Annotated in this window: 21 protein-coding genes; 8 read left to right on the top strand and 13 right to left on the bottom strand. The window is 68.1% G+C overall.

Annotated elements, in window-relative coordinates:
* The first annotated feature begins 63 nt into the window (after positions 1-63).
* Positions 64-1239 carry a sensor histidine kinase gene (locus K7711_RS30985; protein WP_222973487.1) on the top strand — a complete coding sequence of 392 codons (1176 nt, stop codon included), beginning with the start codon at positions 64-66 and terminating at the stop codon, positions 1237-1239.
* Positions 1227-1871, top strand: coding sequence for a response regulator transcription factor (locus tag K7711_RS30980; RefSeq protein ID WP_222973485.1), 645 nt, complete (start codon positions 1227-1229; stop codon positions 1869-1871). Before K7711_RS30985 ends, K7711_RS30980 begins: the two co-directional genes overlap by 13 nt.
* Positions 1872-1873: 2 nt before the next feature.
* Here the strand turns inward: K7711_RS30980 and K7711_RS30975 are convergent, their stop codons facing one another.
* From K7711_RS30975 to K7711_RS30960, 4 genes are all read right to left on the bottom strand, one after another.
* A complete protein-coding gene (locus tag K7711_RS30975; protein ID WP_222973483.1) occupies positions 1874-2452 on the bottom strand; it encodes an isochorismatase family protein in 579 nt (192 codons plus the stop codon).
* A 43-nt stretch (positions 2453-2495) separates the two neighbouring features.
* Complete coding sequence (locus K7711_RS30970) at positions 2496-2684, bottom strand: ferredoxin (RefSeq protein WP_222973482.1); 189 nt, start codon at positions 2682-2684, stop codon at positions 2496-2498.
* A complete protein-coding gene (locus K7711_RS30965; RefSeq protein ID WP_222974078.1) occupies positions 2681-3538 on the bottom strand; it encodes an NAD(P)-dependent oxidoreductase in 858 nt (285 codons plus the stop codon). Before K7711_RS30965 ends, K7711_RS30970 begins: the two co-directional genes overlap by 4 nt.
* Before the next feature lie 238 nt (positions 3539-3776).
* Positions 3777-4982, bottom strand: a complete 1206-nt coding sequence (locus tag K7711_RS30960; protein ID WP_222973480.1) for an acyl-CoA dehydrogenase family protein — start codon at positions 4980-4982, stop codon at positions 3777-3779.
* 278 nt (positions 4983-5260) lie between these two features.
* On the opposite strand from K7711_RS30960, the gene K7711_RS30955 reads away from it, so the two are divergent.
* On the top strand, positions 5261-6745 hold the full coding sequence (locus K7711_RS30955; protein ID WP_222973478.1) for a FadR/GntR family transcriptional regulator: 1485 nt from the start codon (positions 5261-5263) through the stop codon (positions 6743-6745).
* A 36-nt stretch (positions 6746-6781) separates the two neighbouring features.
* Here the strand turns inward: K7711_RS30955 and K7711_RS30950 are convergent, their stop codons facing one another.
* The 4 genes from K7711_RS30950 to K7711_RS30935 form a co-directional block, all read right to left on the bottom strand.
* Positions 6782-8023: an FAS1-like dehydratase domain-containing protein gene (locus K7711_RS30950; protein ID WP_222973476.1), complete on the bottom strand. Its 1242-nt coding sequence runs from the start codon at positions 8021-8023 to the stop codon at positions 6782-6784.
* Between the two features lie 20 nt (positions 8024-8043).
* On the bottom strand, positions 8044-9564 hold the full coding sequence (locus K7711_RS30945; protein ID WP_222973474.1) for a class I adenylate-forming enzyme family protein: 1521 nt from the start codon (positions 9562-9564) through the stop codon (positions 8044-8046).
* Between the two features lie 4 nt (positions 9565-9568).
* Entirely contained in the window at positions 9569-10744 is a 1176-nt protein-coding gene (locus K7711_RS30940) for an acyl-CoA dehydrogenase family protein (protein WP_222973472.1), read from the bottom strand.
* Positions 10745-11005: 261 nt separating this feature from the next.
* Positions 11006-11197, bottom strand: a complete 192-nt coding sequence (locus K7711_RS30935; RefSeq protein WP_222973470.1) for a hypothetical protein — start codon at positions 11195-11197, stop codon at positions 11006-11008.
* Positions 11198-11566: 369 nt separating this feature from the next.
* On the opposite strand from K7711_RS30935, the gene K7711_RS30930 reads away from it, so the two are divergent.
* The 3 genes from K7711_RS30930 to K7711_RS30920 are packed head-to-tail and all read left to right on the top strand — an operon-like array spanning position 11567 to position 14267.
* A complete protein-coding gene (locus K7711_RS30930; protein ID WP_222973468.1) occupies positions 11567-12691 on the top strand; it encodes an acyl-CoA dehydrogenase family protein in 1125 nt (374 codons plus the stop codon).
* Positions 12692-12706: 15 nt separating this feature from the next.
* The gene (locus tag K7711_RS30925; RefSeq protein ID WP_222973466.1) at positions 12707-13477 is read left to right on the top strand and encodes an SDR family NAD(P)-dependent oxidoreductase; all 771 of its coding nucleotides are present in this window, start codon (positions 12707-12709) and stop codon (positions 13475-13477) included.
* Positions 13478-13511: 34 nt separating this feature from the next.
* The gene (locus K7711_RS30920; protein WP_222973459.1) at positions 13512-14267 is read left to right on the top strand and encodes an SDR family NAD(P)-dependent oxidoreductase; all 756 of its coding nucleotides are present in this window, start codon (positions 13512-13514) and stop codon (positions 14265-14267) included.
* Positions 14268-14290: 23 nt separating this feature from the next.
* Here the strand turns inward: K7711_RS30920 and K7711_RS30915 are convergent, their stop codons facing one another.
* Positions 14291-15181: an SDR family oxidoreductase gene (locus K7711_RS30915; protein ID WP_222973457.1), complete on the bottom strand. Its 891-nt coding sequence runs from the start codon at positions 15179-15181 to the stop codon at positions 14291-14293.
* 45 nt (positions 15182-15226) lie between these two features.
* Between K7711_RS30915 and K7711_RS30910 the strand changes: the two genes are divergently transcribed.
* Positions 15227-15850 carry a TetR/AcrR family transcriptional regulator gene (locus K7711_RS30910; RefSeq protein WP_222973456.1) on the top strand — a complete coding sequence of 208 codons (624 nt, stop codon included), beginning with the start codon at positions 15227-15229 and terminating at the stop codon, positions 15848-15850.
* A gap of 50 nt (positions 15851-15900) precedes the next feature.
* Here the strand turns inward: K7711_RS30910 and K7711_RS30905 are convergent, their stop codons facing one another.
* Genes K7711_RS30905 through K7711_RS30890 form a run of 4 tightly spaced genes read right to left on the bottom strand, consistent with a single transcriptional unit; the run spans position 15901 to position 19520 of the window.
* Entirely contained in the window at positions 15901-16413 is a 513-nt protein-coding gene (locus tag K7711_RS30905) for a flavin reductase family protein (protein WP_222973454.1), read from the bottom strand.
* The gene (locus K7711_RS30900; protein ID WP_222973452.1) at positions 16413-17594 is read right to left on the bottom strand and encodes an acyl-CoA dehydrogenase family protein; all 1182 of its coding nucleotides are present in this window, start codon (positions 17592-17594) and stop codon (positions 16413-16415) included. The genes K7711_RS30905 and K7711_RS30900 overlap by 1 nt, the downstream gene beginning before the upstream one ends.
* A 55-nt stretch (positions 17595-17649) precedes the next feature.
* On the bottom strand, positions 17650-18522 hold the full coding sequence (locus K7711_RS30895; RefSeq protein WP_222973450.1) for an alpha/beta fold hydrolase: 873 nt from the start codon (positions 18520-18522) through the stop codon (positions 17650-17652).
* Positions 18519-19520, bottom strand: a complete 1002-nt coding sequence (locus tag K7711_RS30890) for a VOC family protein (RefSeq protein ID WP_222973448.1) — start codon at positions 19518-19520, stop codon at positions 18519-18521. The genes K7711_RS30895 and K7711_RS30890 overlap by 4 nt, the downstream gene beginning before the upstream one ends.
* Before the next feature lie 286 nt (positions 19521-19806).
* Between K7711_RS30890 and K7711_RS30885 the strand changes: the two genes are divergently transcribed.
* Positions 19807-21408, top strand: a complete 1602-nt coding sequence (locus K7711_RS30885; RefSeq protein WP_222973446.1) for an FAD-dependent oxidoreductase — start codon at positions 19807-19809, stop codon at positions 21406-21408.
* Positions 21409-21430: the final 22 nt, after the last annotated feature.

Raw genomic sequence — 21430 nt, 5'->3', positions numbered from 1 at the left:
CTACACCACGGACCGGTACCGGATTTCACCGGCTTGCGGCTCGCACTCGCATAGCCTGAGCACATGCGAAGGACAGTGCGACAGGCAGCACGGGCAACCCTGCAGCTAGCCGATGCCGCCGCGCTGGCGATCGGCAACTATCTGTTCATCACCATCCTGCTGCTCACGGTGGCGGGCGCGGTGGTGGTCGTCGGCATCGGCATAGTGCCCGTGACCGTCACTCTGGTGCGGCGGTTCGCGGGCGCCAAACGACGGCAGGTCACGGCGTGGACCGGCACCCCGGTTCCGGAGGCTTATCAGCCGATCGAGGGCGCACTGCGAGAGAGCCTGCGCGCGGTCCGCCACGACCCCACCGCGTTCTCGGATCTGCGGTGGATGGTGGCGTACTACGTCTACGGGCTGCTGGCCGTCGTGGTGATTCCGCTCTGGATCGCCGGAATCCTCGTCGACGGGGTGTGGTGTGGACTCCTCGGCCGGACGGCTGTCGTTCTGCCGCTGATCAGCCGGGTGGCAGATCTGGATGCCGAGTGGTCGCGGCGTCTGCTCCAGCCGCCGCCCAAAGCGCTGCTGGCCGCACGGGTGGCCGAACTGACCCAGACGCGAGCGGGCGCGATCGCCGCCCACGAGGCGGAGCTGCGGCGCATCGAACGCGATCTGCACGACGGCACCCAGGCCCGGCTGGTCTCCCTCGGGATGCGGATCGGCCTGGCCGGACGCGCCCTCGACAACGACCCGATCGCCGCGCGAACCATGCTCGATCACGCACAGCAGCAGGTCGAACAGGCATTGGCCGAACTGCGCCACATCGTGCGAGGCATCCACCCGCCGATCCTCACCGACCGCGGTCTCCCCGGCGCGGTCCGGGCGCTGGCAGCCGACAACGGGCTGGAGGTCACCGTGGACGCCGATCGCGCACTCGACACCGCACGCGCACCCGCGGCACTCGAAGCTGCCGCGTATTTCGTTGTCGCAGAAGCGCTGACGAACGCGGCCAAACACAGCGGGGCCCGGCATGCCGAAGTGACCCTGACGCACATGCCGCGCGGATTGCGGGTGTCGGTGTGTGACGACGGTATCGGCGGCGCGCAGGAGAAGCCGCCGGACACCGGCAGCACGCCGGGCGGTTCCGGCCTGGCCGGGATGCGCCGTCGCATCGCCGCGTTGGACGGCACCTTCTCCCTCACCAGCCCCGGCGGGGGCCCGACCGTGATCGAGGTGGAGTTGCCGTGCGTGTGGTGATCGCCGAGGACAACGCGCTGCTACGCGAAGGTCTGGTGCTGTTGCTGACCTCCGCCGGACACCAGGTGGCGGCCGTCGCGGGTAGCGGTCCCGAGATCCTGCCCGCCCTGCGCGAACATCGGCCCGATATCGCGGTCCTCGATGTGCGCATGCCGCCCGACTTCCGGGACGAGGGGCTGCGCGCCGCGCTCGCCGCCCGATCCGAACTGCCGGATCTGCCGTTGCTCGTGCTCTCGCAGTACGTCGAACACGCCTATGCCACAGAACTTCTCGGCGGCGGCGCGGCGGGGATCGGCTATCTGCTCAAGGACCGGGTCGGCCGGGTCGGCGAATTCCTGGACGCGCTCGAACGGGTCGCGGCCGGGGGCACCGCGCTGGATCCGGAGGTGGTGAGCCAGTTGCTCACCCGACGCAAGAACTCGCCCTTGGACTCGCTGACGCCGCGCGAACGCGAAGTGCTCGAACTGATGGCCGCCGGACACGACAACACGACCATCGCGGCAACCCTGGTGGTCACCGAGCGCGCGGTCAGCAAACACATCGGCAACGTCTTCCAGAAGCTGGGGCTGCCGCCGACCGACAGTGGGCACCGCCGTGTCCTGGCGGTGCTGGCCTATCTCGAGAACGCCTGAGCTCAGGCCGTCGCGGAGGTCTGCTCGAGCAGGGCGAGGATCTCCTCGGTGGTCCCGGTTTCGCCCAGGGACGGGAAGATCCGGGTGACGCTGCCCTCGTGCGCCTCGACGCTGAAATCCGTCATCGCGTCGGTGGCCAGGGTGACGTGGTAGCCGTGCTCGTACGCCTGGCGCGCGGTGGACTCGACGCCGAAACTCGTCGCGATACCGATCACCACGACCTGGGTGACCGCCAACTCCCGCAGCAGCCGGTCCAGCTCCGGGTTCATGAACGCACCCCAGGTCTGCTTGACCAGCTCGTAATCGGAGTCCTGCTGATTCAGCTCCGGAACGAGGTCCGCCGCATCGGCCGGTGGGCGCGGCGCATCGGACCTGCTGAACGATCGTTCGGTGCGGCCCGGAGCCATACCGGTCGCGCGGACCAGGATCACCGGCAGCTTGTGCGCCCGGAACCCTTCGGCCAGCCGGGCCGCATTACCGGTCACCTCGGTGACCGGATGGGCCAGGGGCAGCGCCGCGACACCCTTCTGCAGATCGATCACGATCAGGGCCGAATGCGGATCCAGTACGGTCAGCGACACGGTGACTTCCTTTGCGGGACTTGGGAAAAGACTGATCCGACGGTCACTCTACGGCAATCGCCCGCTCGGGACAGGCCAGCGCGCCCTCCCGGGCCGCGGTGGCCAGTTCGGCGGGAACCTCGCCGTCGTAGGCGACAGCGTAGCCGTCGTCGTCGAGTTCGAATACGTCCGGAGACGTCGCCCAGCAGCGCGCGTGACCGGAGCATTTGGAGGTATCGATGGTGATCTTCATGAGGCGGAACCGTTCTCGATGGTGGTGTGGTGGCGCAGGTGCATCGGCCCGGTGTAGGCCGCGGACAGCAGCGTCGACAGATCCGCGCCGGAATCGGCCAGCGCCTCGCGGACCGCGGCGACATCCTTGCGCAGGAAGGGCTCGACCGACGCGGTGAAGCCCGCGGATCCGCCGCGGGCGGCGATGTAGCGTCCCGCGGTGCTTCCGGCGCTGGCGAGGGCGAGCGCATCGAGCATCGCGGATTCGGTGATGTTCTGTGCGGCAGCGATTTCCGTGGCGTTCAGGGTCAGCTGGGCGATCGCGGCGAACAGCAGATTGTTGATCAGTTTCACGTGCAGGGCCGAGCAGGCCGGGCCGGTGTCGATGATCGAACCGGCGTAGCTGCCGATGACCTCGCGGGCCACCGCCACGTGCGCGGGCTCGCCGCCCAGGAAGACCACCAGCTCGCCCGCGCGCACCGCGTCGGCGGTGCCGCTGAACGGCGCGTCCACGATCGCGGGCGCGCCGTCGCGCGCGAAGTTGCGCAGACCGCGCAGGGTGGCCGGGGTGCCGGTGGTGTGCGAGAGCAGAACCGTCCCCGACGCCATCGCCCCGACCACCGCAGGCAGGACGGCCGCGATCTGATCGTCACTGAACAGGCAGCTGATCACCACGTCCGAGTCCGCGATATCACGAACCTGCGCAACGGATTCGGCTCCCGCGGCGACCAGCCGATCGCGGACCTCCGCCCGCCGCGCATACAGCCGCACCCGATGCCCGGCAGCCAGCAGCCGCTCCACCATCGGCTCGCCGATCCGGCCCGCGCCGACGAATCCGATCGTCCGACTCACGACTCGAACACCGTTCTTCCGCATACCGCACCGAATCTCGTCCACGACGGCAATCGCATGGCCGTGCTCCCTCCTCGTCTGGCAGTTCCTCGGGTGGCCGCGTGGGGCCGCATCCACGCCAGGACATCCCATCTGTAGCACCGCCCGAAAAAGGCGTCGCACATCATCTCGCCCAGTGGAAAGTCCTGCGCCGTCGCCCGTTTCGACTCGGTCGCCGGTGCCGCCGCACGCGGCGGACCTCCGGTCTCCGGCACCGGCGAGCTCACCGCGGCGGCGCCTCGCGGGGCAATCCCAGCCCGCGCTCGGCGACCTGCGTACGCAGGATCTCGTTGGCTCCTCCCGCGATCGTGTAGGCCCGCGAGTACAGCTGCGCGTCCTGCCACCAGCCACCGGCCACCGCCGCCGGATCTGCCTCGCTCAGCAGACCCGCGGTGCCCTGCAGCCGGACTCCGAACGCGACCAGGTCGTGATTGAGTTCGCTGAAGAAGATCTTGCCCAGGGGCGCGTCGGCGGGCTGCTCGCTGTGATGCAGCATGCGGGACTGGGTGAGCCCGAGAATCGCGGCGTTCACGTGCACCCTGGTGGCGAGTTCTCCGATGGTCCGGCGGGTCGCGGAATCTTCCAGTGCCGCAACGTTGTTCACATTGGTTTCGGATGCCAACCGGAGCAGGTCGTCCAACGTGGTGAGCAATTCCGCCCCGCGTGCGGCCACCCCCGAACGCTCGTGCCCCAGACTGCTCATCGCCGCCCGCCAGCCCTCGTTCACCCGGCCGATCACATTCGCTACCGGAATGCGGACCTCGTCGAGGAAGACCTCGTTGAAATCGGTGGTTCCGGTGATCTCGCGCAGCGGCCGGACGGTGACGCCGGGCGTGCGCATATCCAGGGCGAAGGCAGTGATTCCGCGATGTTTGGGTGCGCCGGGATCGGTGCGCGCGAGCAGATAGCCCATATCGGCGTGCTGGCCATTGGTTGTCCACACCTTCTGCCCGTCGATGACGAATACCGCGTCCGGCCCCTCCCCCTCGAGCCGGGCCCGGGTGCGCAGCGCCGCCAGATCCGAGCCCGCACCCGGTTCGCTGAACAGCTGACACCAGATGTCCTGGCAGCCGCGAATCCGGGGCAGCAGCCGTTGCCGCAGCTCCGGGGTACCGAAATCGATGATCGCGGCGGCGGCCAGTGTCGCGGCCCCGATCGGCGACCAGGTGCGAGCGCGGGCGATCTCCTCGGCGACGACGAACGATTCGAGCGGATGGGCGTCGGGACGACCGCCGAATTCCGCGGGCCAGTCGATGCCCAGCAGACCCGCCGCGTACAGCTTCGCGGTCCAATCCCGGATCGCCGGAACGAGTTCGGGATCGGGGGCGCGGACTCCGGCGTGCGCCTTGATGCCGGGGGCGTGTTCGGCGACGAACGCGCGTACCCGCTGCCGGAACGCCTCCAGCTCCGGCGTGGACTCCAACCGCATTACCCCACGCTCCTCGCCTCGAGCCCACAGCGCTCGCATTGAATACACTCAATATTCAGAGTTTCCGACGACTGTCCGGAAAATATCCCATTGATCGGGATGAAATATCTAAAAGAGTAAACTTTCTTCTGATGCCCACCTGACCGGAACAACCTACCCACCCCAGCGAAACAGTGGCCCGTAATCCAACTCGTCGCACGACCGGACCGCACGTCATGCCCGTCCCGGTCGCACCGCTGACTACACTGAGGATCCGAAACCCACCCCGAGGAGTGTCCATGGCGACCGCCATCGAGACCGAGCCCGCCGACGGCGAGCCGCGTGTCGAGACCGAAGCCGTGGGCGGCAAACTGGCCGCCCAGATCGCGCACCGCATCGAGGAAAGCATCATCCGGCAGGGCTGGCCCGTCGGGCAGTCGCTGGGTTCCGAAGTCGGCTTGCGCGAGCAGTTCGGAGTGAGCCGATCGGTGCTGCGCGAGGCGGTGCGGCTGCTCGAACACCATCAGGTCGCCCGGATGCGCCGCGGGCCCAACGGCGGGCTGTTCATCTCCGCACCCGACGCCGGTCCCGCCACCCGGGCCATCGTCATCTACCTCGAATACGTCGGCACCAGCGTTGCGGATCTGCTCGAGGCCCGGCTGCTGCTGGAGCCGATCGCGGCGGGCCTGGCGGCCGAGCGGATCACCGAGGACAGCATCGAATCCCTGCGCGCGATCCTGGCGCAGGAGTCCGCGCGCCGGGAGGAACCGGGAGCTTCCTCCGAGGACCCGCTGCACCTCATGCTGGGCACGCTGTCCGGAAATGCGGTGCTGCAGTTGTTCATCGAGGTGCTCACCCGCCTGACCGCCCGCTACGCGCACACCTCCCGCAGACTCTCCAAGGCCGAGGTCCTGGACTCCAAAACCGTTGCGCACGAGGCACATCGAGCCATCGCCGACGCGGTGATCGCGGGCGACGGCGCCCGCGCCCAGACCGAACTGACCGCCCACCTGGAAACGGTGGCCGAGTGGATCGAGAAGCATCGCGTCCGACGCACCTCCCGAATCAAGGGCCCGGTGGTCGAACCCGAGGTCGTCGAGAGCCCGGGGGCCAAACTCGCGGAGCTCGTCGCAGGCCGGATCCACGAGGACATCGCCGCGCGCGGCTGGCAGGTCGGTATGGTGCTGGGCTCCGAGGCCGATCTGCTGGCCCGCTACGGCGTCAGCCGCGCGGTGCTGCGCGAGGCGGTGCGACTGCTGGAGTACCACTCGGTGGCCCGGATGCGTCGCGGTCCGGGCGGCGGACTGATCGTCGCGGAACCCGAACCCCAGGCCAGCGTGGACACCATGGCGCTGTACCTGGAATACCAGGGCGTCACCGCAGCGGATCTGCAGACCGTGCGCAACGCCATCGAATTGGGCCTGGTCGCCCGAGTGACCGAGCGCCTCGCCGACGGTGATCCGGACGCGGCCGAGCGACTCGGCCAAGCCGTGCGCTGGCCGTCGGAGGGACCACCGGAGGATCCACGCAAGGCCGACCTGTTCCACACCGAACTGGCCGCGCTCGCGGGCAATCCGGTGTTGTCGCTGTTCCTGGCGATCCTCACCGAACTGTTCCGACGGCACGCGGCCGGCAGCGAACAGCCGCTGCCCGGCGCGCAGGCCGCCGACGAGGTCGAGCAGGCACACGGCCGCATCCTCGACGCGATTCTGCAGGGCGACGCCGGGATGGCGCGGCATCGCATGCGCCGCCACCTCGACGCCCTCACTCCTTGGTGGCAGTGAAAACCCTTGTGACACAGGCATTACGCGACGGGCCGTTCAGACACTGAACCGGGCCAGTTCGTGCGCCACCATGCCGTCCAGATCGGGAGCCGGGGGCGCGGGTAGTTCGACCGCGCGCTCGCGGCTGGGCAGCAGGACCACCGCCGTGCCCGGGGTGGTGATCTCGCCGCGCTGGTTCTCACAGCGCACCTCGAGGTGAACCTCGTTGCGACCGTCCACCTTTCGCTTGTCCACCACCGATCCGCGCACCCAGGTGGTGTCACCGAGGTAGTTGAACTTGCGGTGCTCACAGCGCAACTTCCACAACCAGCCGTCGTCACCGATCCAATCGGTGAGCAGATGCACCAGCCAGGTCTCGCGCATGCCGCCGTAATCGTAGGGATTCGGCAGACCGAGTTCGCGGGCGCGTTCGGGCTCCCAGTGCAGACGCTGCACGGTGTCGGGGATGTTCAACGGGTTCGGCGGATACAGGCCCGGTGCCTTGCGCCGGATCCCGGCGGCGATCTTGAACGCGCCCGGCGGGGTGAGCTGCATACCCCAGCCCAGATGCCACACCACCACATCGGTCGTGGTCAGCGGCCCTTTCACCCTGGGCTGCAGGACATCTCCGATTTCGACGTCCTCCCACCAGCGTGCCCGGGCGCCGCGTCTGGTCTCCGCGGCATAGGCGGCGTCGATCTCGGCGAGTTCGGCCGGAGTGTAGGGCTGCTGCACGAGCGTCTCGGCGGATCGCTTCTTGGAGGTGTGCCGCTCGGCGTTGATCCAGGTGCCCCGCCGGACCGCGTGCATCTCGCCGCGCCCGTTGGCGTACAGGTAGTCCTGGGTGACATGCGCTGTGCGCCCACCGAATCGGCTCGGCTTCAGGGCGACGCCGACCTGGGTCTGCAACACCCGGCAGCGGTCACCCAGCCGAAGTGGTTGCCACCATTCGTATTCCATGACGGCCTGGTACGAGCCGAGCCCGGCGAACGGGTCACCCTTGAGCAGCGCCTTCGTCTCGGCGTCCGGTGTCGGCGCGGCGTCCTCGCCCATGGTGTACAGGAAGGTGGGCGGCGCGATCAGCGAACCCCAGCGGGTGTTCGCCGCGTGCTCCGGATCGCAATAGAGCGGGTTGTCGTCGCCGTAGCCGAAGGCGAAGTGCCGCACGCCATCCCAGGTCACCTCGTAGTTGTGCGGCGGATTGTGCTGCGGCTTCGGCACACCCAGGCGCAAGCGGGATCGCTCCACCGCCTCGTCGGTCAGTACGCCGAACTGCGCGGCGCGCTGCGAGCTCGTCATCGAAACTCCTTCTCGATCGTTCACGTCGTGGCCCCCGTCGCGAGGCGGGCGCGCAGGAGGTCGAGAAGTTCGACCCGGCTCACCTTGCTCGACGGGGTGCGCGGCAATTCCTCCAGCACGACGACGTGCACCGGCACCTCGTACGGCAGCAGATGCGCCCGGCACAGCTCGACAAGTTCGGCCACTTCGGGTCCGGGCTGCCCGGAAGCGATCTCGACCGCCGCCACGGGCACCTGACCGAGCCGCTCGTCCGGCATGCTGACCACTGCGGCTTCCCGAACCGCTGCATGCTTTTCCAGTACCCGCTGCACGGTTTCGGGCTGCACCTTGAACCCGCCGCGGATGATCGCGTCGTCGGCGCGGCCCTCGATCCACAGGAACCCGTCGGTGTCCATCCGGGCCAGATCGCTCGTGCGCACCCAATTTCCAGCGCCCTGCCCGGTCTGCGCGGTGCGGACCTCGAGCCGACCCGGCTGTCCGTCCGGGAGTTGCGCGCCGTCGTCACCGGTGATGCGCAGCTGTGCACCCGCGAGCGCACGACCGGCGCTGCCTGCTTTGCGATCCCACCACTGCCGGTGCAGTGGCAACGTCCATCCCGCGACCGCACCGGCGAATTCGGTGGCGCCGTAGGTCATCAGCACCGGAATGCCGTAGGTGCGAAAGAATCTGTCCGCCAACTCCTTCGGGCACGGGGCGGTACCAGAGGTGACGACCTCCAGACTGGCGATCCGGTCCGCGGGCACATCGGCGTCCAGGACGGTCCGCAAAGCCGCCGGAACCAGGCTCGCGGCACGCAGCTTGTGTCGTTCCACGGCCGAGACCCATTCGTCGAGAACGAATTTGGGCATCAGGATCATCCGGCGACCGGTGGCCAGGCAGGCCAGCGCCCGCCACAGCCCGCCGATATGCACCAGCGGGGCGGATACCAACGAGGCCGAGCGGGAGAGCAGACGGTCGGCCCTGGGCACCTGTCCGCCGGAGACCAGCGCCTGGTCGAGTTGCTCGAACCGCAGATTCACCGTCTTCGGTGCGCCGGTTGTTCCGGAGGTCAGCATCTCCACGGCCACACCGGGATTCACCAGAGGGGAGGCGTTCGAGTCGCCATTCGGACTACGAACCTCCCCGCCCGCCCGATGCACCGTGCCATCAGTGCGCAGTTCGAGCGCCAAGCCCCCCTCCCGCCGCACCGCGTCGAGTACGCCGGGCCGGGACAGCGCTTCGGTTCCGGCGATCACGACCGGCGGTCCGGACCGCGCGATGTGGGCGGCAAGACGGGCAGGGGGCTGCAACGGGCTGAGCGTCACCACGCAGCGACCGGAAGCGATCAGGGCCGCTACCACGGCGACATGCTCGGGCCGGTTCTCCAGCACGACGCCGACGCGAGCGTCCTCCCCCAGACCGGCCGCCTCCAGTTCGGCGATCACGGCTTGCGCGGTCTGCCGCACGCGCCCCCAGGTCCACCAGTGCTCGTCGTGCTCGATCGCCTCGGCATCGGCGGGCGCCTCTGCCAGAAGCTCAGACAGCCGGTCGCGAATTCCCACGTGGTCAGCCTTTCGCCAGAACCGAGCCGCGCTCGGCACGATTGTTCGTTCCCGGGTCCTCCCGCACGATTCCCACCAGCTCGGCCAGCCTGGACCGATGCAGTGCGGGAGCGCCGAACAGCTGCTCGGATGCCTTGGCGCGCTTGAGATACAGATGCGCGTCGTGTTCCCAGGTGTATCCGATGCCGCCGTGAATCTGAATGTTCTCCTTGGCCGCCCGGGTGAAGGTCGCCGAGCACCAGGCCGCCGCCATCGCCGCAGCGGCGGGCACTGCACTCGGTTCCCCGGCCGCGACCGACGCCGCGTGATACGCGGCCGAGCGCGCCGCCTCGAGGTCGAGCAGCAGGTCCGCGCATTTGTGTTTGATCGCCTGGAACGAACCGATCGGCCGGTCGAACTGAACGCGGATCTTGGCGTACTCGACCGCCGCGTCCAGGCATGCCTGGGTTCCGCCGACCTGTTCAGCGGCCATGGCTGTCACCGCCAGATCCAGCACTTCGCGCAGATAGTGCGTCGCATCGCCGTCGGGTCCGACGCGTTGCGCCGGTGCGCCGTCCAGGTCGATCCGCGCCAATCTTCTCGTTGCGTCGAATGTTTCGATGGGACGGCGAGTGAGACCGGCCGCCTCGGCGGCGACCGCGAACAGCCCCGGCCCCGATTCGGTCCGCGCCACCACCAGCAGCAGATCGGCGTGGTGGCCATCGATGACGAACATCTTCGTGCCCGAGAGCGTCCAGGCCCAGGGGCCGGGCGCGGCGACGGTCGAGACGTCTTCCAGCCTCCAGGACCCGGATTCCTCGGCGAGGGCCAGGGTGGCGATCACCGAACCGTCCACAATGCCCGGCAGCCAACGCTCTTGGGCCGCAACATCATTCGATGCCATCAGGGCCTGGCCCGCCAGCGCGACCGTGGCGAAGTACGGCGAGGGGACCAGAGCCCGCCCCAGCTCCTCCAGCACGATACCCAGCTCGACCGGGCCGCCACCCGAACCGCCGAACTGCTCGGGCAGCGCCACACCGTGCAGGCCCAGTTCCGTGGCCATCCGACGCCACAGCTCGGGGTCGTAGCCGTCGACGCTGTCGATCCAGCGTCGCACCTGCGCGCTCGGTGATTTGTCGGCCAGGAACCGGCGCACCGTCGCGCGCAGCTCATCCTGTTCGGCGGTGAAGACCAGGCTCACAGCGCCGCCCCCGGTCGCGGGAGTCCGGCTGTCGCGACGCGGTCCACGATGCCCGTCCGGGCGCGATTACATACCCTCTTCATGATCTCTCCCCGCCTTTCCACCGAAGTTTTCTGAGCATCTTCGATAAAGAGGATACTCTATATGGCAGGCCCTGGTCGTGGCCGCGGGCGGACACCGCGAACGTGTGCCGGTCGTATGCGCGGCAGACCAGGGCGAACAGCAGGACCGACAGGTTGGCTGCCACGATGAGCCCCAGCATCACGTGACCACGCCGTCGGCCGTGCGCACACCGCGCTCCCGCTCGGACCGGCCCCCGGGAATCGTCAGCGACGGCAGCACCGCGGCGGCCGGTATGTTCGCCGCGAGCAGCCAGGCACCCTGGACGATCCGGAAATTCGCCGACACCACGGGCGGCCCGGACGATTCACGCGAATGCACAACAGCATTCATCGTCGACTCCTTTCGAGATCTGCACATGCGCGTCGCGGCCCGCGACGCATGTCGCACATCACAACCGTTGCGCGCGAACAACACCCGCGTCCTTCCATTGAGCGGAAACTCTCGCGCAGGCGGGCAACGAGCCGATCCGAGCCTTCCGTCGCCAGACATGTGCTCGAACATGTCCGCAGTCTCGGATCGGCCACCGGATCGGCAGCGATGCAGCCGATCAATACCACATCCACTGCGTCAATTTATTACACTCTGTTTGCGCCTCGGCGCTCGTGGCCGGGTAGTTATTGAGACGAGAGGTCGACTTAGGTCGTAAAAAAGGATACTTTCATCTACGCAACGACCTCTTGCGGACACGGGTGGTGACTGATGAACTTCGAGCTCAGCGAAGAGCAGGCGATGCTGCGAGAGATCTCGCGCGACCTGTTGTCCGACCGGGCCCCGATCGGAGTCGTACGAAGTTGGCTCGACAACGAGCAGGACGTGGATCCGGAATTGTGGCGGCTGGCCGGGGAACTCGGCTGGCCCGGTCTGGCCCTCCCTGAGCAGTACGGCGGCACGGGTCAGGGTTTGATCGAACTCACTCTCGTCGCCGAAGAGGCCGGTCGTGCACTCGCTCGCGGACCGTTTCTGTCGACCGCGATCGTCGGGGCCGCCGTGGCGACAGCCGGGCCACCGCATCTGCGCGAACGTGTCTGCACCGAGCTGGCGAGCGGATCGAGCTGGGCCACTTGGGCTTTCGGTGAGCGAGACACACCTTGGACGCTCGACGGCATCCGAACCATCGCCCGCACGGACGGCGACTTCGTCGTACTCGACGGAGTCAAGACCGCGGTACAGGACGCGGGCGGTGCGCGCTGGCTGCTCGTCACCGCGATCCACGACGACGCACCCGCATCGTTCCTGGTCGACCGGAACGCGCCGGGGGTTCGGCTACGGCGCGAACACTCACTCGACTCGACCCGAGCGTTCTACGAAATTCGTTTCCAGGACGTGCGCGTCCCGGCGGACCACCGGCTGACCGGCGGACCGGACGAGGTGCAACGCGCACTCGACTACGCGACCGTCCTGTGCTGTGCCGATGCCCTGGGGGCCATGCAGCGCACGCTCGAACTCACCGTCGACTACACCAAGGTCCGGGTGCAGTTCGATCGCCCGATCGGCAGTTTCCAGGCGGTCAAGCACGCGTGCACCGATATGGCGATGCTCGTGCACGGCTCCCGCGCTGCCATCTACTACGCGGCCATGGCCGCCGATGGCGAGGCGCACGACCGCGCGCGGGCCGCGTGCGTCGCCGCCTCCTACACCTCCGGCGGGGCCGCCGACGTCGCGGATTCGGCCCTGCAACTGCACGGCGGCATCGGATTCACCTGGGAACACGATCTGCACCTGTACATCCGCCGCGCCAAGACCGACTGCGTGCTGTACGGCGACACGGACGTCCACCGCGACCGCCTGTGCACCTTGCTGCAACAGGCCGCGACAGCTCTTTAGCTCGAAAGGAATTCGATGGAGATCAGCAACCGGAAGGCCGTGGTGTTCGGCGGCGCGTCGGGCATGGGCCGGGCCACCGCGGAACTGCTCGCCGCGCGCGGGGCCAGTGTCGCGATCCTGGATCGGACGGGCTCGGCGGGAGCCGAGGTGGCCGCGACGATCGGCGCGAGCTTCCACGAGGTGGACGTCACCGACTTCGACGGTACCGAGAAAGCACTCGCCGCCGCCGTGGAAACCCTCGGCGGACTGCACATCTCCGTGACCACCGCAGGCGGTGGCAGTGTGCAGCGCACGCTCGGCAAGCAAGGCCCGCACGATCTGACGGCCTTCCGCCGGATCCTGGACCTCAATGCTGTGGCGACGTTCAACATCAGCCGGCTGGCCGCATCCCATATGAACCACAATGAGCCCGAGGATCCCGACGGCACCGGGGAGCGGGGCGTCATCATCAACACCTCGTCCATCGCCGCCTTCGAGGGCCAGATCGGGCAGGTCGCGTACTCGGCCGCGAAGGCCGCCATCGCGGGAATGTCGCTCACCATGGCTCGCGATCTCGGCTCCCGCGGCATCCGCGTGGTGGCCATCGCGCCCAGTCTGTTCGAAACCGGTGCGACGGAGAAGATTCCGGCGGAGACCAGAAGCGCGCTGGTCAAGGATGCGGCTTTCCCGCACCGGCTGGGACGGCCGCAGGAGTACGCGAAACTCGCCCTCGCCGTCGTCGACAACCCCATGTTGAACGGCCAGTGCCTGCGCCTGGACGCGGGCCAGCGATTCGCACCGCGCTGACCCGGTGAAGTACGAGAGGTAAGTGAGTAATCTTATGGCAGACAACGAATTCCAGGACAAGGTCGCCTTCATCACGGGCGGCGGGCGAGGATTCGGCAAGGCGTTCGGCGCGGCCCTGTCCGAACGCGGCGCCCGGGTCGTCCTGGCGGACATCGACGGCGAGGCCGCCGCATCGGCCGCCGCGGAACTGTCCGCGAACGACGCGGACGTCACGGGACTGGCCTGCGATGTCGCGGACGAATCCGGCGTCGCCGCCGCGATGGACGCGGTCGCCGCACGCCACGGCGGCCTGGACATCCTGGTCAACAATGCCGGACTGCACGCGGCCTACAACCGCCCGTTCACCGAACTGGGCCTGCCCACGGTCCGGCGGGTATTCGACGTCAACGTGCTGGGCACGGTGGTCTGCACGATGGCCGCGCATCCGCTGATGACCGGTCGTCCCGGGGCTGCGGTGGTGAACATCTCCTCCTCCGCCGCGTACGCGAACCACACCGTGTACGGCGTCTCCAAACTCGCCGTGCGCGGTCTGACGATGTCCTTCGCGCGCGAGTTCGCCCCCGACGGCATCCGCGTCAACGCGATCGCGCCGGGACTGATCCTCACCGACACCGTCCGCGCGCAGTTGCCCGAGGCCGACCTGAAACGCGTTCTGGGCCAGCAGATTCTCACGCGCGAAGGCAGCGAGAACGACATCGTCGAGGCGTTGCTGTATCTCGCATCCTCGAAATCCGCCTTCGTCACCGGTGAAACGCTCAGGGTGACAGGCGGTTTCGCACTTTCGGCGTGAGCAGTTCGCGGTGCCAAGCGGGTTCAGCCCGCCAGCACCGCGGTACGCGTCGCCGCCGGAGCATGGACCGGGCTGATATCGGCGGCGGCACACGCACCGCCATCGACCAGCAGATCGATGCCGTTGAGGAAACTCGCCTGTTCGGACAGCGCGAAAGTCACCACCGCGGCCACCTCCTCCGCGTGCCCCATCCGTCCCAGGGGCGTCGTCTGCACGATCCGGTCGATGCCCGGGAACTCCGCGGCATCCATCCGCATCGAGGGGAGGTCGATGATGCCCTTGGACACAGAGCAGATCCGCGCACCGACCGCGCCCAGCCGCACCGACTCCCGGCGCACGAAACGGTGAATGCCGCGGTTGGCCCAGGTGGACGCCGCGGCCGGAGTGTCGATGGAGGCTCCCAGGACCTCGCGCATCCGCTCCGCGAATCGCGGGTGCAGCGGATCGTCGAGAACCGCCAGCGCGGCCGGATCCGGGATGTTCGGGTCCAACATCGGCGACATGGCCGACAGCACCACAGTGGCGGTTCCGTTGCCGGCCAGCGGCCGGAGTGCTTCGGCGAGCCGGGCGGTGGCGACCAGATCGGTGAGCAGTTCCCCGGCGGTGGCCATGGACGGTGTGCAGAAATCCATGTGTGCCACCGCACGCAAGGTGCCGAGTTCACGGATTCGCGCGGCCAGCCGCTCCGGACCGTCCTCGTGGGCGACGTCGAGAGTGAACGGTTCGGCGGCCACACCGGCGTCGTGCACGAGTTCGCGCGCCGCGGCCGCGGCGGCATGCGGATCCCGGTCCGCCAGTAGCAGCCGGTCGACGTGATCGACCAGCTGACGGGCGCAGGCCGCGCCCAGTGTGCCACCGACACCGGTGACGACGCCCAGCGTCGTGTTCTGGAGTTCGTAGCTGCTGTGGTTCATGACACCTCCATACCGGACACCGCTGTCCGGTACTACGCTACACGCATGCCGCAATCTCCGAAAGCAAATCGCGGACCCAGTGCCGGGCCCGCCAATCGGCAGGCCCTCATCGACGCCGCGCGGGAGGTCTTCGCCGAGTTGGGCTACACCGCCCCCATGAAGGAGATCGCGCGTCGGGCGGGCGTCGGACAGGGCAGCATGTACCGCCATTTCAGCGACCGGATAGCGCTCGCCGCGGCGGTCTTCGAGCCGAGTATCCACGAGTTGGAATCGCTTGCGGTACAACCGGACACCACTCTGGCCGACCTGTTCGACCGGGTCACCGAACAGGCGCTGAGCTCGGCGGCGCTGACCGAGCTGATGAACTCCAACCGGGGCGATCCGCGGGTGACCCTGCTGGGCGATCGCACCCGCGACACGATCGCCCTGATCGTCGAGCGCGAACAGGCCGCCGGGACCCTGGGCACCCACCTTTCCACCGATCACGCGATGGTCGCGGTCGCGATGCTCGCGACCATGATCGCGAAATCCGACCCGCAGGACCGCGCGGACACCGCGCGCCGCGCCCGGGACATCTTCGACGCCGCCTTCACCCGAACCTCCCCCGGACATGCCGCAGCCGCCGCACCGCGGACTCGACAGCACGCAGCGCGGCGGCTGAACAGCTGACCTGTCGTCCACCACGGGCATCCCCTGTTCACGAACAGATCTCCGTCGATCTACCAGCCGACCATCCGGTCCAGCACAACCGGCGCGGTGGCGAGGTAGTCGCCGTAACCACCGCGGAAGAACAACAGCGGAGTTTTGATCGACTCCGCCCGCAGCTCGTGGACCCGCCCCACGACCAGGTAGTGATCGCCCAGTTCCACATCCCGCTCGACCAGGCAGTCCACCCACGCCACCACCCCGTCCAGAATCGGATTCCCCAATTCTGAAGGCCGCCAGGACACTCCGGCGAACCGGTCGACGGCGCGCCCGGACAGCTTGCGGGACAACGGTTCCTGATCCCCGGCGAGCACACCGGCGCAGAATCGCCCGGCGGCCAGGATCGAGGGCAGTGTGGACGAGGAGCGGTCCACCAGGAACGACACCAGCGGCGGATCGAGCGAGACCGAGGCGAAGGTGCCCACGACCATGGCCCGCGGGCGCGCGTCGGCGTCCGTGGTGGTGATCGCGACGACGCTGGTGGGAAAGTGCCCGAGCACGTCCCGGAAGTACCGCCCCTCGATCATCAGATCAGCACCTGCATAGACGGGGGCAGTTCCAATCCCATCGCGGTCAGGGAGTTGGCGTGGTATGCCACACCCGGCACGTGGATCATGTGCGCCAGCCCGACGTGGGCATCGCGCCAGAACCGCTGCAGCGGGTTGTCCCGCCGCGGCGCGTTGCCGCCGGAGCGGGCGAAGATCTCGTCCAGCGCCGCGACCGCCCGCCACGCGCAACGAACCTGGTTGCGCCGCACCATCGATCGGTCCTCGATGGTCAGTTCGACACCGGCCTCCATCTTGTCGTAGAGCCCGCTGATCCCGTCGATCAACTGCATCCGCGACGCCTGGATCTCCGCCGCGGCCTCACCCGCGGCGAACAGCACGTAAGGATCGTCCTTGACCTGCACGCCGGTCACCGCGACGCGATCGCGCTGCTGAGCCAGGTGCAGCGCAAGCCCGCCCTCGCAGATGCCGATCACCGCGGAGGTGATGCCCAGCGGGAACATCGAGGTGAAGGGCAGCTGATACAGCGTCTCGGTCCGGCCGAAACGCGCTGCGGCAGTGCCGAATTGCACATCGCTCTGATCGACGGTGCGATACTCGGGCAGGAACGCGTTCTCGACGACGACATCCTTGCTCCCGGTCCCGCACAGGCCGATGACATCCCAGGTGTCCGGCATGATCGGCGCGTCCGAGCGCGGCACGAGCACGTGCAGTACGCCGGGCGGCTGCGCGGGCTTGCCCTTGCCGTCACCGGCCAACGCGCCCAGGAAGTTCCAGTCACAGTGGTCCGACCCCGAGGAGAACGGCCAGCGGCCGGTGAGGGTGTAACCGCCGTCCACCGGATCGGCGATGCCGTTCGGCATGTACGGCGAGGCGATCCAGGTGTCCGGGTTCGCGCCCCAGACATCTTGTGCCACACGGGGATCCATCTGCGCCAGTTCCCACGGATGCACGCCGACCACGCCCGCGACCCACCCGGCGGCCCCGTCGTACCGGGCCAGGGCCATCACGGCCTCGGCGAAATCGCGCGGGTGCGCGGCGTATCCGCCGTACTCCTTCGGCTGCAGCAACCGGATCACCCCGGCCGACCGCATCAGCTCCGCGGTCTTGTCCGAGAGCTTGCCCAGCTTCTCGTTCTCCGGCGCCAGGGCGGCGAACTCCGGGCCCAGCTTCTCGATGCGTTCGACTACTTCGTGTGCCACGCCATACACCTCCGGAATGCTGATTGGTTGTCCCGGCCCCCGCGACGCGGAGAACTCACGCCGCACTGTCCCTGGTGAGGAATTCGATCGCGACACGCTCGAATTCGGCCTTGCGCTCGACCTGCAGCCAGTGCCCGCAGCGGGCGAAGGTGTGCAGTTCGACCTCCGGCAGCCACCGGTTGGCGAAATGCGCCTGGTCGTAGGGCAGCATCCGGTCGTCGCGACCCCAGAGCATCAGGGTCGGGGTGGTGAAGCTGCTCGCCCGGGTCCACAGCGGGGTGTACGTCGCGCGCCGGGCCGGATCGAACATCGAGCCGAAGATCTGCTTCATCCGCGGGATCACGCCCTCGGCGGTGGCGTTGGCCATGCGCTCGTCGACGAGTTCGTCGGTGATCAGCTCACGGTTGAAGACCATCGTCTCGATCCACGCGATCATGCCTGCGCGACTTGGCGTTTCGAGGAATTCGAACAGACGCTTGAAGCCCTCGCTCGGTTCGGCGCCGAAGATGCCGACCGACAGTCCGCCCGACCCCATGATCGCCATGCGCCGCACCCGTTCGGGATACAGCGCGGCCAGATCGGCGGCGACCGCGCCGCCCATGGAGTTGCCGATGAACGACGCGGATTCGATGCCCAGGTGATCCATCAGGCGCACGATCCAGCGCGCCGCCGCCACCGTGTACACCTCGTCCAACTCGGGCAGTCCGGACGCACCGAACCCCGGCATATCGGGCATGACGGTCCGGAAACGCTCCGCGAAGACCGGTAGGTTGTGCCGGAAGTTCGTCCAGGCGCTCACGCCGGGCCCGGAGCCGTGCAGCATGATCAGCGGCTCGCCGGTCCCGGCCTCGTGGTAGTTGAGCGTGAGACCGTCGATTTCGGCTGTGGCGCGGGTGGATTCGTAGGTGAGCTCGGCCGTCGCGGTCATGCTCGCAGTCCCGCCGACGGCGTGGTCTCCAGGAACTTCGCCCCCGGGCCGACGTCCAGCACGTTGCCGTACCAGGTCTGGCCGTACTCGGCCTCCAGCGGCGTCCATTCGATCTCGGGGAAGTCCGGATCCATGATCTGGTACCCACCGGAGTAGAGCTCGACTCGGTGGCCCGAGCCCGGATCGTGGATGTACAGGTACATCGCCTGACCGATCCCGTGTTTGCCCGGCCCCGCGCCGAATTCGATGTCGATGTCCTTGAGTTCGTCGGCGATACGCAGGACGTCGCTGTAGTTCTCGATATTGAACGCCACGTGATGGAACCGGCCGTTGGTCTCGTCGGGGCTGATGCCGATCGCGATGTCGTGCGACTGATGCGTCACCGACAGCCACGAAGCCATCACCGTCTGCGGGGCCTGCGGCACCATGATGTACTCGCGGCGCTTGAACCCGAGCGCCTCGCGCAGCCAGCCCTCGGCCTGGTTCACGGTGCTCGGACCGGTCTGCACGTTCAGGTGGTCCAGGCGGCGCACACCCCAGCCGCGGCGGCGCGAGCTGTTGGTCGGCAGCTTCGAGCGCAGTTCTTGCGGTGCGAGCGGCTTATCGATGTCGTAGTACAGCTCGATCGGATGCTCACCGCCCGGGATCAGGAACCGGATGGCGGTTCCGCGACCGGTCTCGTGGCCGGCGGGCAGTTCGATGACCTCGACGTCGGATTCGGTGAGCTGCTGATGGAACAGCTCGACGTCCTCTGGCCGCCGGACCCGGAAGCTGTAGGTGTTGACCTGCGCCTCGGGCTGCTCGGTCAGGACCAGCGAATGGTGCGTGAGCTCCTGATAGCCGCGCAGGTAGGCGACACCGTCGGACTGCGCGGTGACCTCCATGCCCAACAGGTCGCGGTAGAACTTCAGCGAGCGCTCGAGATCCGGCGTGCCGAGGTTGATACCTGAGGCGTGGGCGATCTGTGGGCCCGGATCGTAGTCGCGGGAACCGGCCATGCGAGTTCTCCTTCGAATCGGCAAATGCGTGCTGGCACGCAAGTCTGGGCACCCGCCGAACCTCGCACCCGGGACTTTCCACACACCGGAAGGGCACCGCCGCCTACCCGAACTCTCCTGCCCGGCAACGCCGCAGCGGCGCGTTCTCCCGCTCAGCGGAAACGCGTCCGCGGCCGCGCGCATACCCCCACGAGACTTTCTCGAATTCCGGACTGCCGACGCAGTTCACCGTGCGGTTCCAATCCACGGTCCCGAATCCGAGCCATGAAAATCGAAGGAGATGGTCATGTCCGCTGTCGAGGAAACCTACGACGTCATCGTCGTCGGATCTGGAGGAGGGCTGGTCGGTGCGTATACCGCCGCGTCCCGCGGTCTGCGCACGCTCGTCATCGAGAAGACCGATCGCTTCGGTGGAACCGTCGCGTATTCCGGTGCGGGACTGTGGTTTCCGGGCAGTGCGCCGTTGCGCCGGGCCGGGGTGTCCGATGATGTCGAGCCCGCGCGGACCTACCTGCGCGATATTGTCGCGGACCCGTCGCGCGAGGCGCGCCAGGACGCCTATCTGGCCACCGCGCCGCAACTGATCGACGAACTCGAGCAGAACCCGTCGTTCGGGCCCTTCGAATACGGTCCGGTGCCCGACTATTTCAAGGGACGTCCCGGCGCGACGGCCGAGGGCCGCACCATCTTCCCCGTCGAGATCCCGGCTGCCGAACTCGGTGAGCTCGCCGCGCTGGTCCGGGACAACATTCCCGTCGAACGTCATGGCCGGGAACGCAATCCGGTACTGGTCGGCGGACGCGCCCTGATCGCCCGCGCGCTGCGCGCATTCCTGAACACCGGCAACGGTTCCTACCTGCTCGAGACCGCGGTGCAGGGGTTGATCGTCGAGGACGGCCGGGTGGTCGGCGTCGAGGCCGTACGCAACGGCGAGCAGCTGAGTATTCGTGCCTCGCGCGGGGTGATCCTGGCCGCCGGAGGTTTCGAACGCAATCGCGAACTGCGCGAGAAGTACGGTGTGGCGCCCTACAACGGCGACTGGTCCAACGGCTCGCCCGGCAACACCGGCGACGTGTTGCAGGCGGCCGTCGCGATCGGCGCGGCCACCGATCTGCTCGACGAGGCGTGGTTCATCCCCGGCCTGGTCCAGCCCAACGGCCAGCCCATCTTCCACACCGGCGTGCGCGGCGGATTCTGGGTCAACGGCGCCGGCGAGCGGTTCATGAACGAAGCGATGCCCTACGACCAGGCCGGGCACGAGATGTTGCGTCTGCACAAGGCCACCGGCATCCCGCACATCCCCGCACACTGGGTGTTCGATCAGCGACAACTCGACCGGGACAGCTTCGGCGGCGACCCGTCCCTGCCGCCGCGGCCCGAGTGGTTCGAATCCGGTGCGCTGCGCAAGGCGTCCACGCTGGCGGAACTCGCCGAGATCATCGACGTTCCGATCGAGAATCTGCGTAAGACCGTCGCGGAGTACAACGATGCCGCGGCCAAGGGCGTGGACGAGAAGTTCCATCGCGGTGAGGGCGCCTGGGACGGAATCCACGTGCACGTCGTCGGATTCCCCGCGGGACAGCCGATGAACTACGTCACCGGCCCGAACACCGACGCCCCCAATCCGCTGCTCCCCCTGCTGGACACCGCGCCCTACTACGCGGCCACGATCGTGCTCTCCGACATCGGCACCAAGGGCGGCCTCCAGACCGATGAGAACGCCCGCGTACTGCGGGAGAACGGCGAGCACATCCCCGGTCTCTACGCATCCGGCAACACGATGGCCGCGATGTCCGGGCGGGTCTATCCGGGCGCGGGCACGCCGATCGGTTCCAGCCTCGTCTTCTCCTACCGAGCGGTGCTCGACATCACCGGAGCCGAGCAGTGAGCGAGAGCCACAGCGCCTGATC

The organism is Nocardia coffeae, assembly GCF_019890715.1.
GTDB classification, from domain to species: Bacteria; Actinomycetota; Actinomycetes; order Mycobacteriales; family Mycobacteriaceae; genus Nocardia; species Nocardia jiangxiensis.
This window is presented reverse-complemented; position numbering and strand designations above follow the sequence as displayed.

What these genes read in the sequence shown, in the direction of transcription:
- K7711_RS30985 (WP_222973487.1), top strand. Translation starts at nt 64, where the DNA reads ATGCGAAGGACAGTGCGACAGGCAGCACGGGCAACCCTGCAGCTAGCC.
- K7711_RS30970 (WP_222973482.1), bottom strand. Translation starts at nt 2,684, where the DNA reads ATGAAGATCACCATCGATACCTCCAAATGCTCCGGTCACGCGCGCTGC.
- K7711_RS30965 (WP_222974078.1), bottom strand. Translation starts at nt 3,538, where the DNA reads ATGCGGAAGAACGGTGTTCGAGTCGTGAGTCGGACGATCGGATTCGTC.
- K7711_RS30960 (WP_222973480.1), bottom strand. Translation starts at nt 4,982, where the DNA reads ATGCGGTTGGAGTCCACGCCGGAGCTGGAGGCGTTCCGGCAGCGGGTA.
- K7711_RS30955 (WP_222973478.1), top strand. Translation starts at nt 5,261, where the DNA reads ATGGCGACCGCCATCGAGACCGAGCCCGCCGACGGCGAGCCGCGTGTC.
- K7711_RS30950 (WP_222973476.1), bottom strand. Translation starts at nt 8,023, where the DNA reads ATGACGAGCTCGCAGCGCGCCGCGCAGTTCGGCGTACTGACCGACGAG.
- K7711_RS30935 (WP_222973470.1), bottom strand. Translation starts at nt 11,197, where the DNA reads ATGAATGCTGTTGTGCATTCGCGTGAATCGTCCGGGCCGCCCGTGGTG.
- K7711_RS30930 (WP_222973468.1), top strand. Translation starts at nt 11,567, where the DNA reads ATGAACTTCGAGCTCAGCGAAGAGCAGGCGATGCTGCGAGAGATCTCG.
- K7711_RS30925 (WP_222973466.1), top strand. Translation starts at nt 12,707, where the DNA reads ATGGAGATCAGCAACCGGAAGGCCGTGGTGTTCGGCGGCGCGTCGGGC.
- K7711_RS30920 (WP_222973459.1), top strand. Translation starts at nt 13,512, where the DNA reads ATGGCAGACAACGAATTCCAGGACAAGGTCGCCTTCATCACGGGCGGC.
- K7711_RS30915 (WP_222973457.1), bottom strand. Translation starts at nt 15,181, where the DNA reads ATGAACCACAGCAGCTACGAACTCCAGAACACGACGCTGGGCGTCGTC.
- K7711_RS30910 (WP_222973456.1), top strand. Translation starts at nt 15,227, where the DNA reads ATGCCGCAATCTCCGAAAGCAAATCGCGGACCCAGTGCCGGGCCCGCC.
- K7711_RS30905 (WP_222973454.1), bottom strand. Translation starts at nt 16,413, where the DNA reads ATGATCGAGGGGCGGTACTTCCGGGACGTGCTCGGGCACTTTCCCACC.
- K7711_RS30895 (WP_222973450.1), bottom strand. Translation starts at nt 18,522, where the DNA reads ATGACCGCGACGGCCGAGCTCACCTACGAATCCACCCGCGCCACAGCC.
- K7711_RS30890 (WP_222973448.1), bottom strand. Translation starts at nt 19,520, where the DNA reads ATGGCCGGTTCCCGCGACTACGATCCGGGCCCACAGATCGCCCACGCC.
- K7711_RS30885 (WP_222973446.1), top strand. Translation starts at nt 19,807, where the DNA reads ATGTCCGCTGTCGAGGAAACCTACGACGTCATCGTCGTCGGATCTGGA.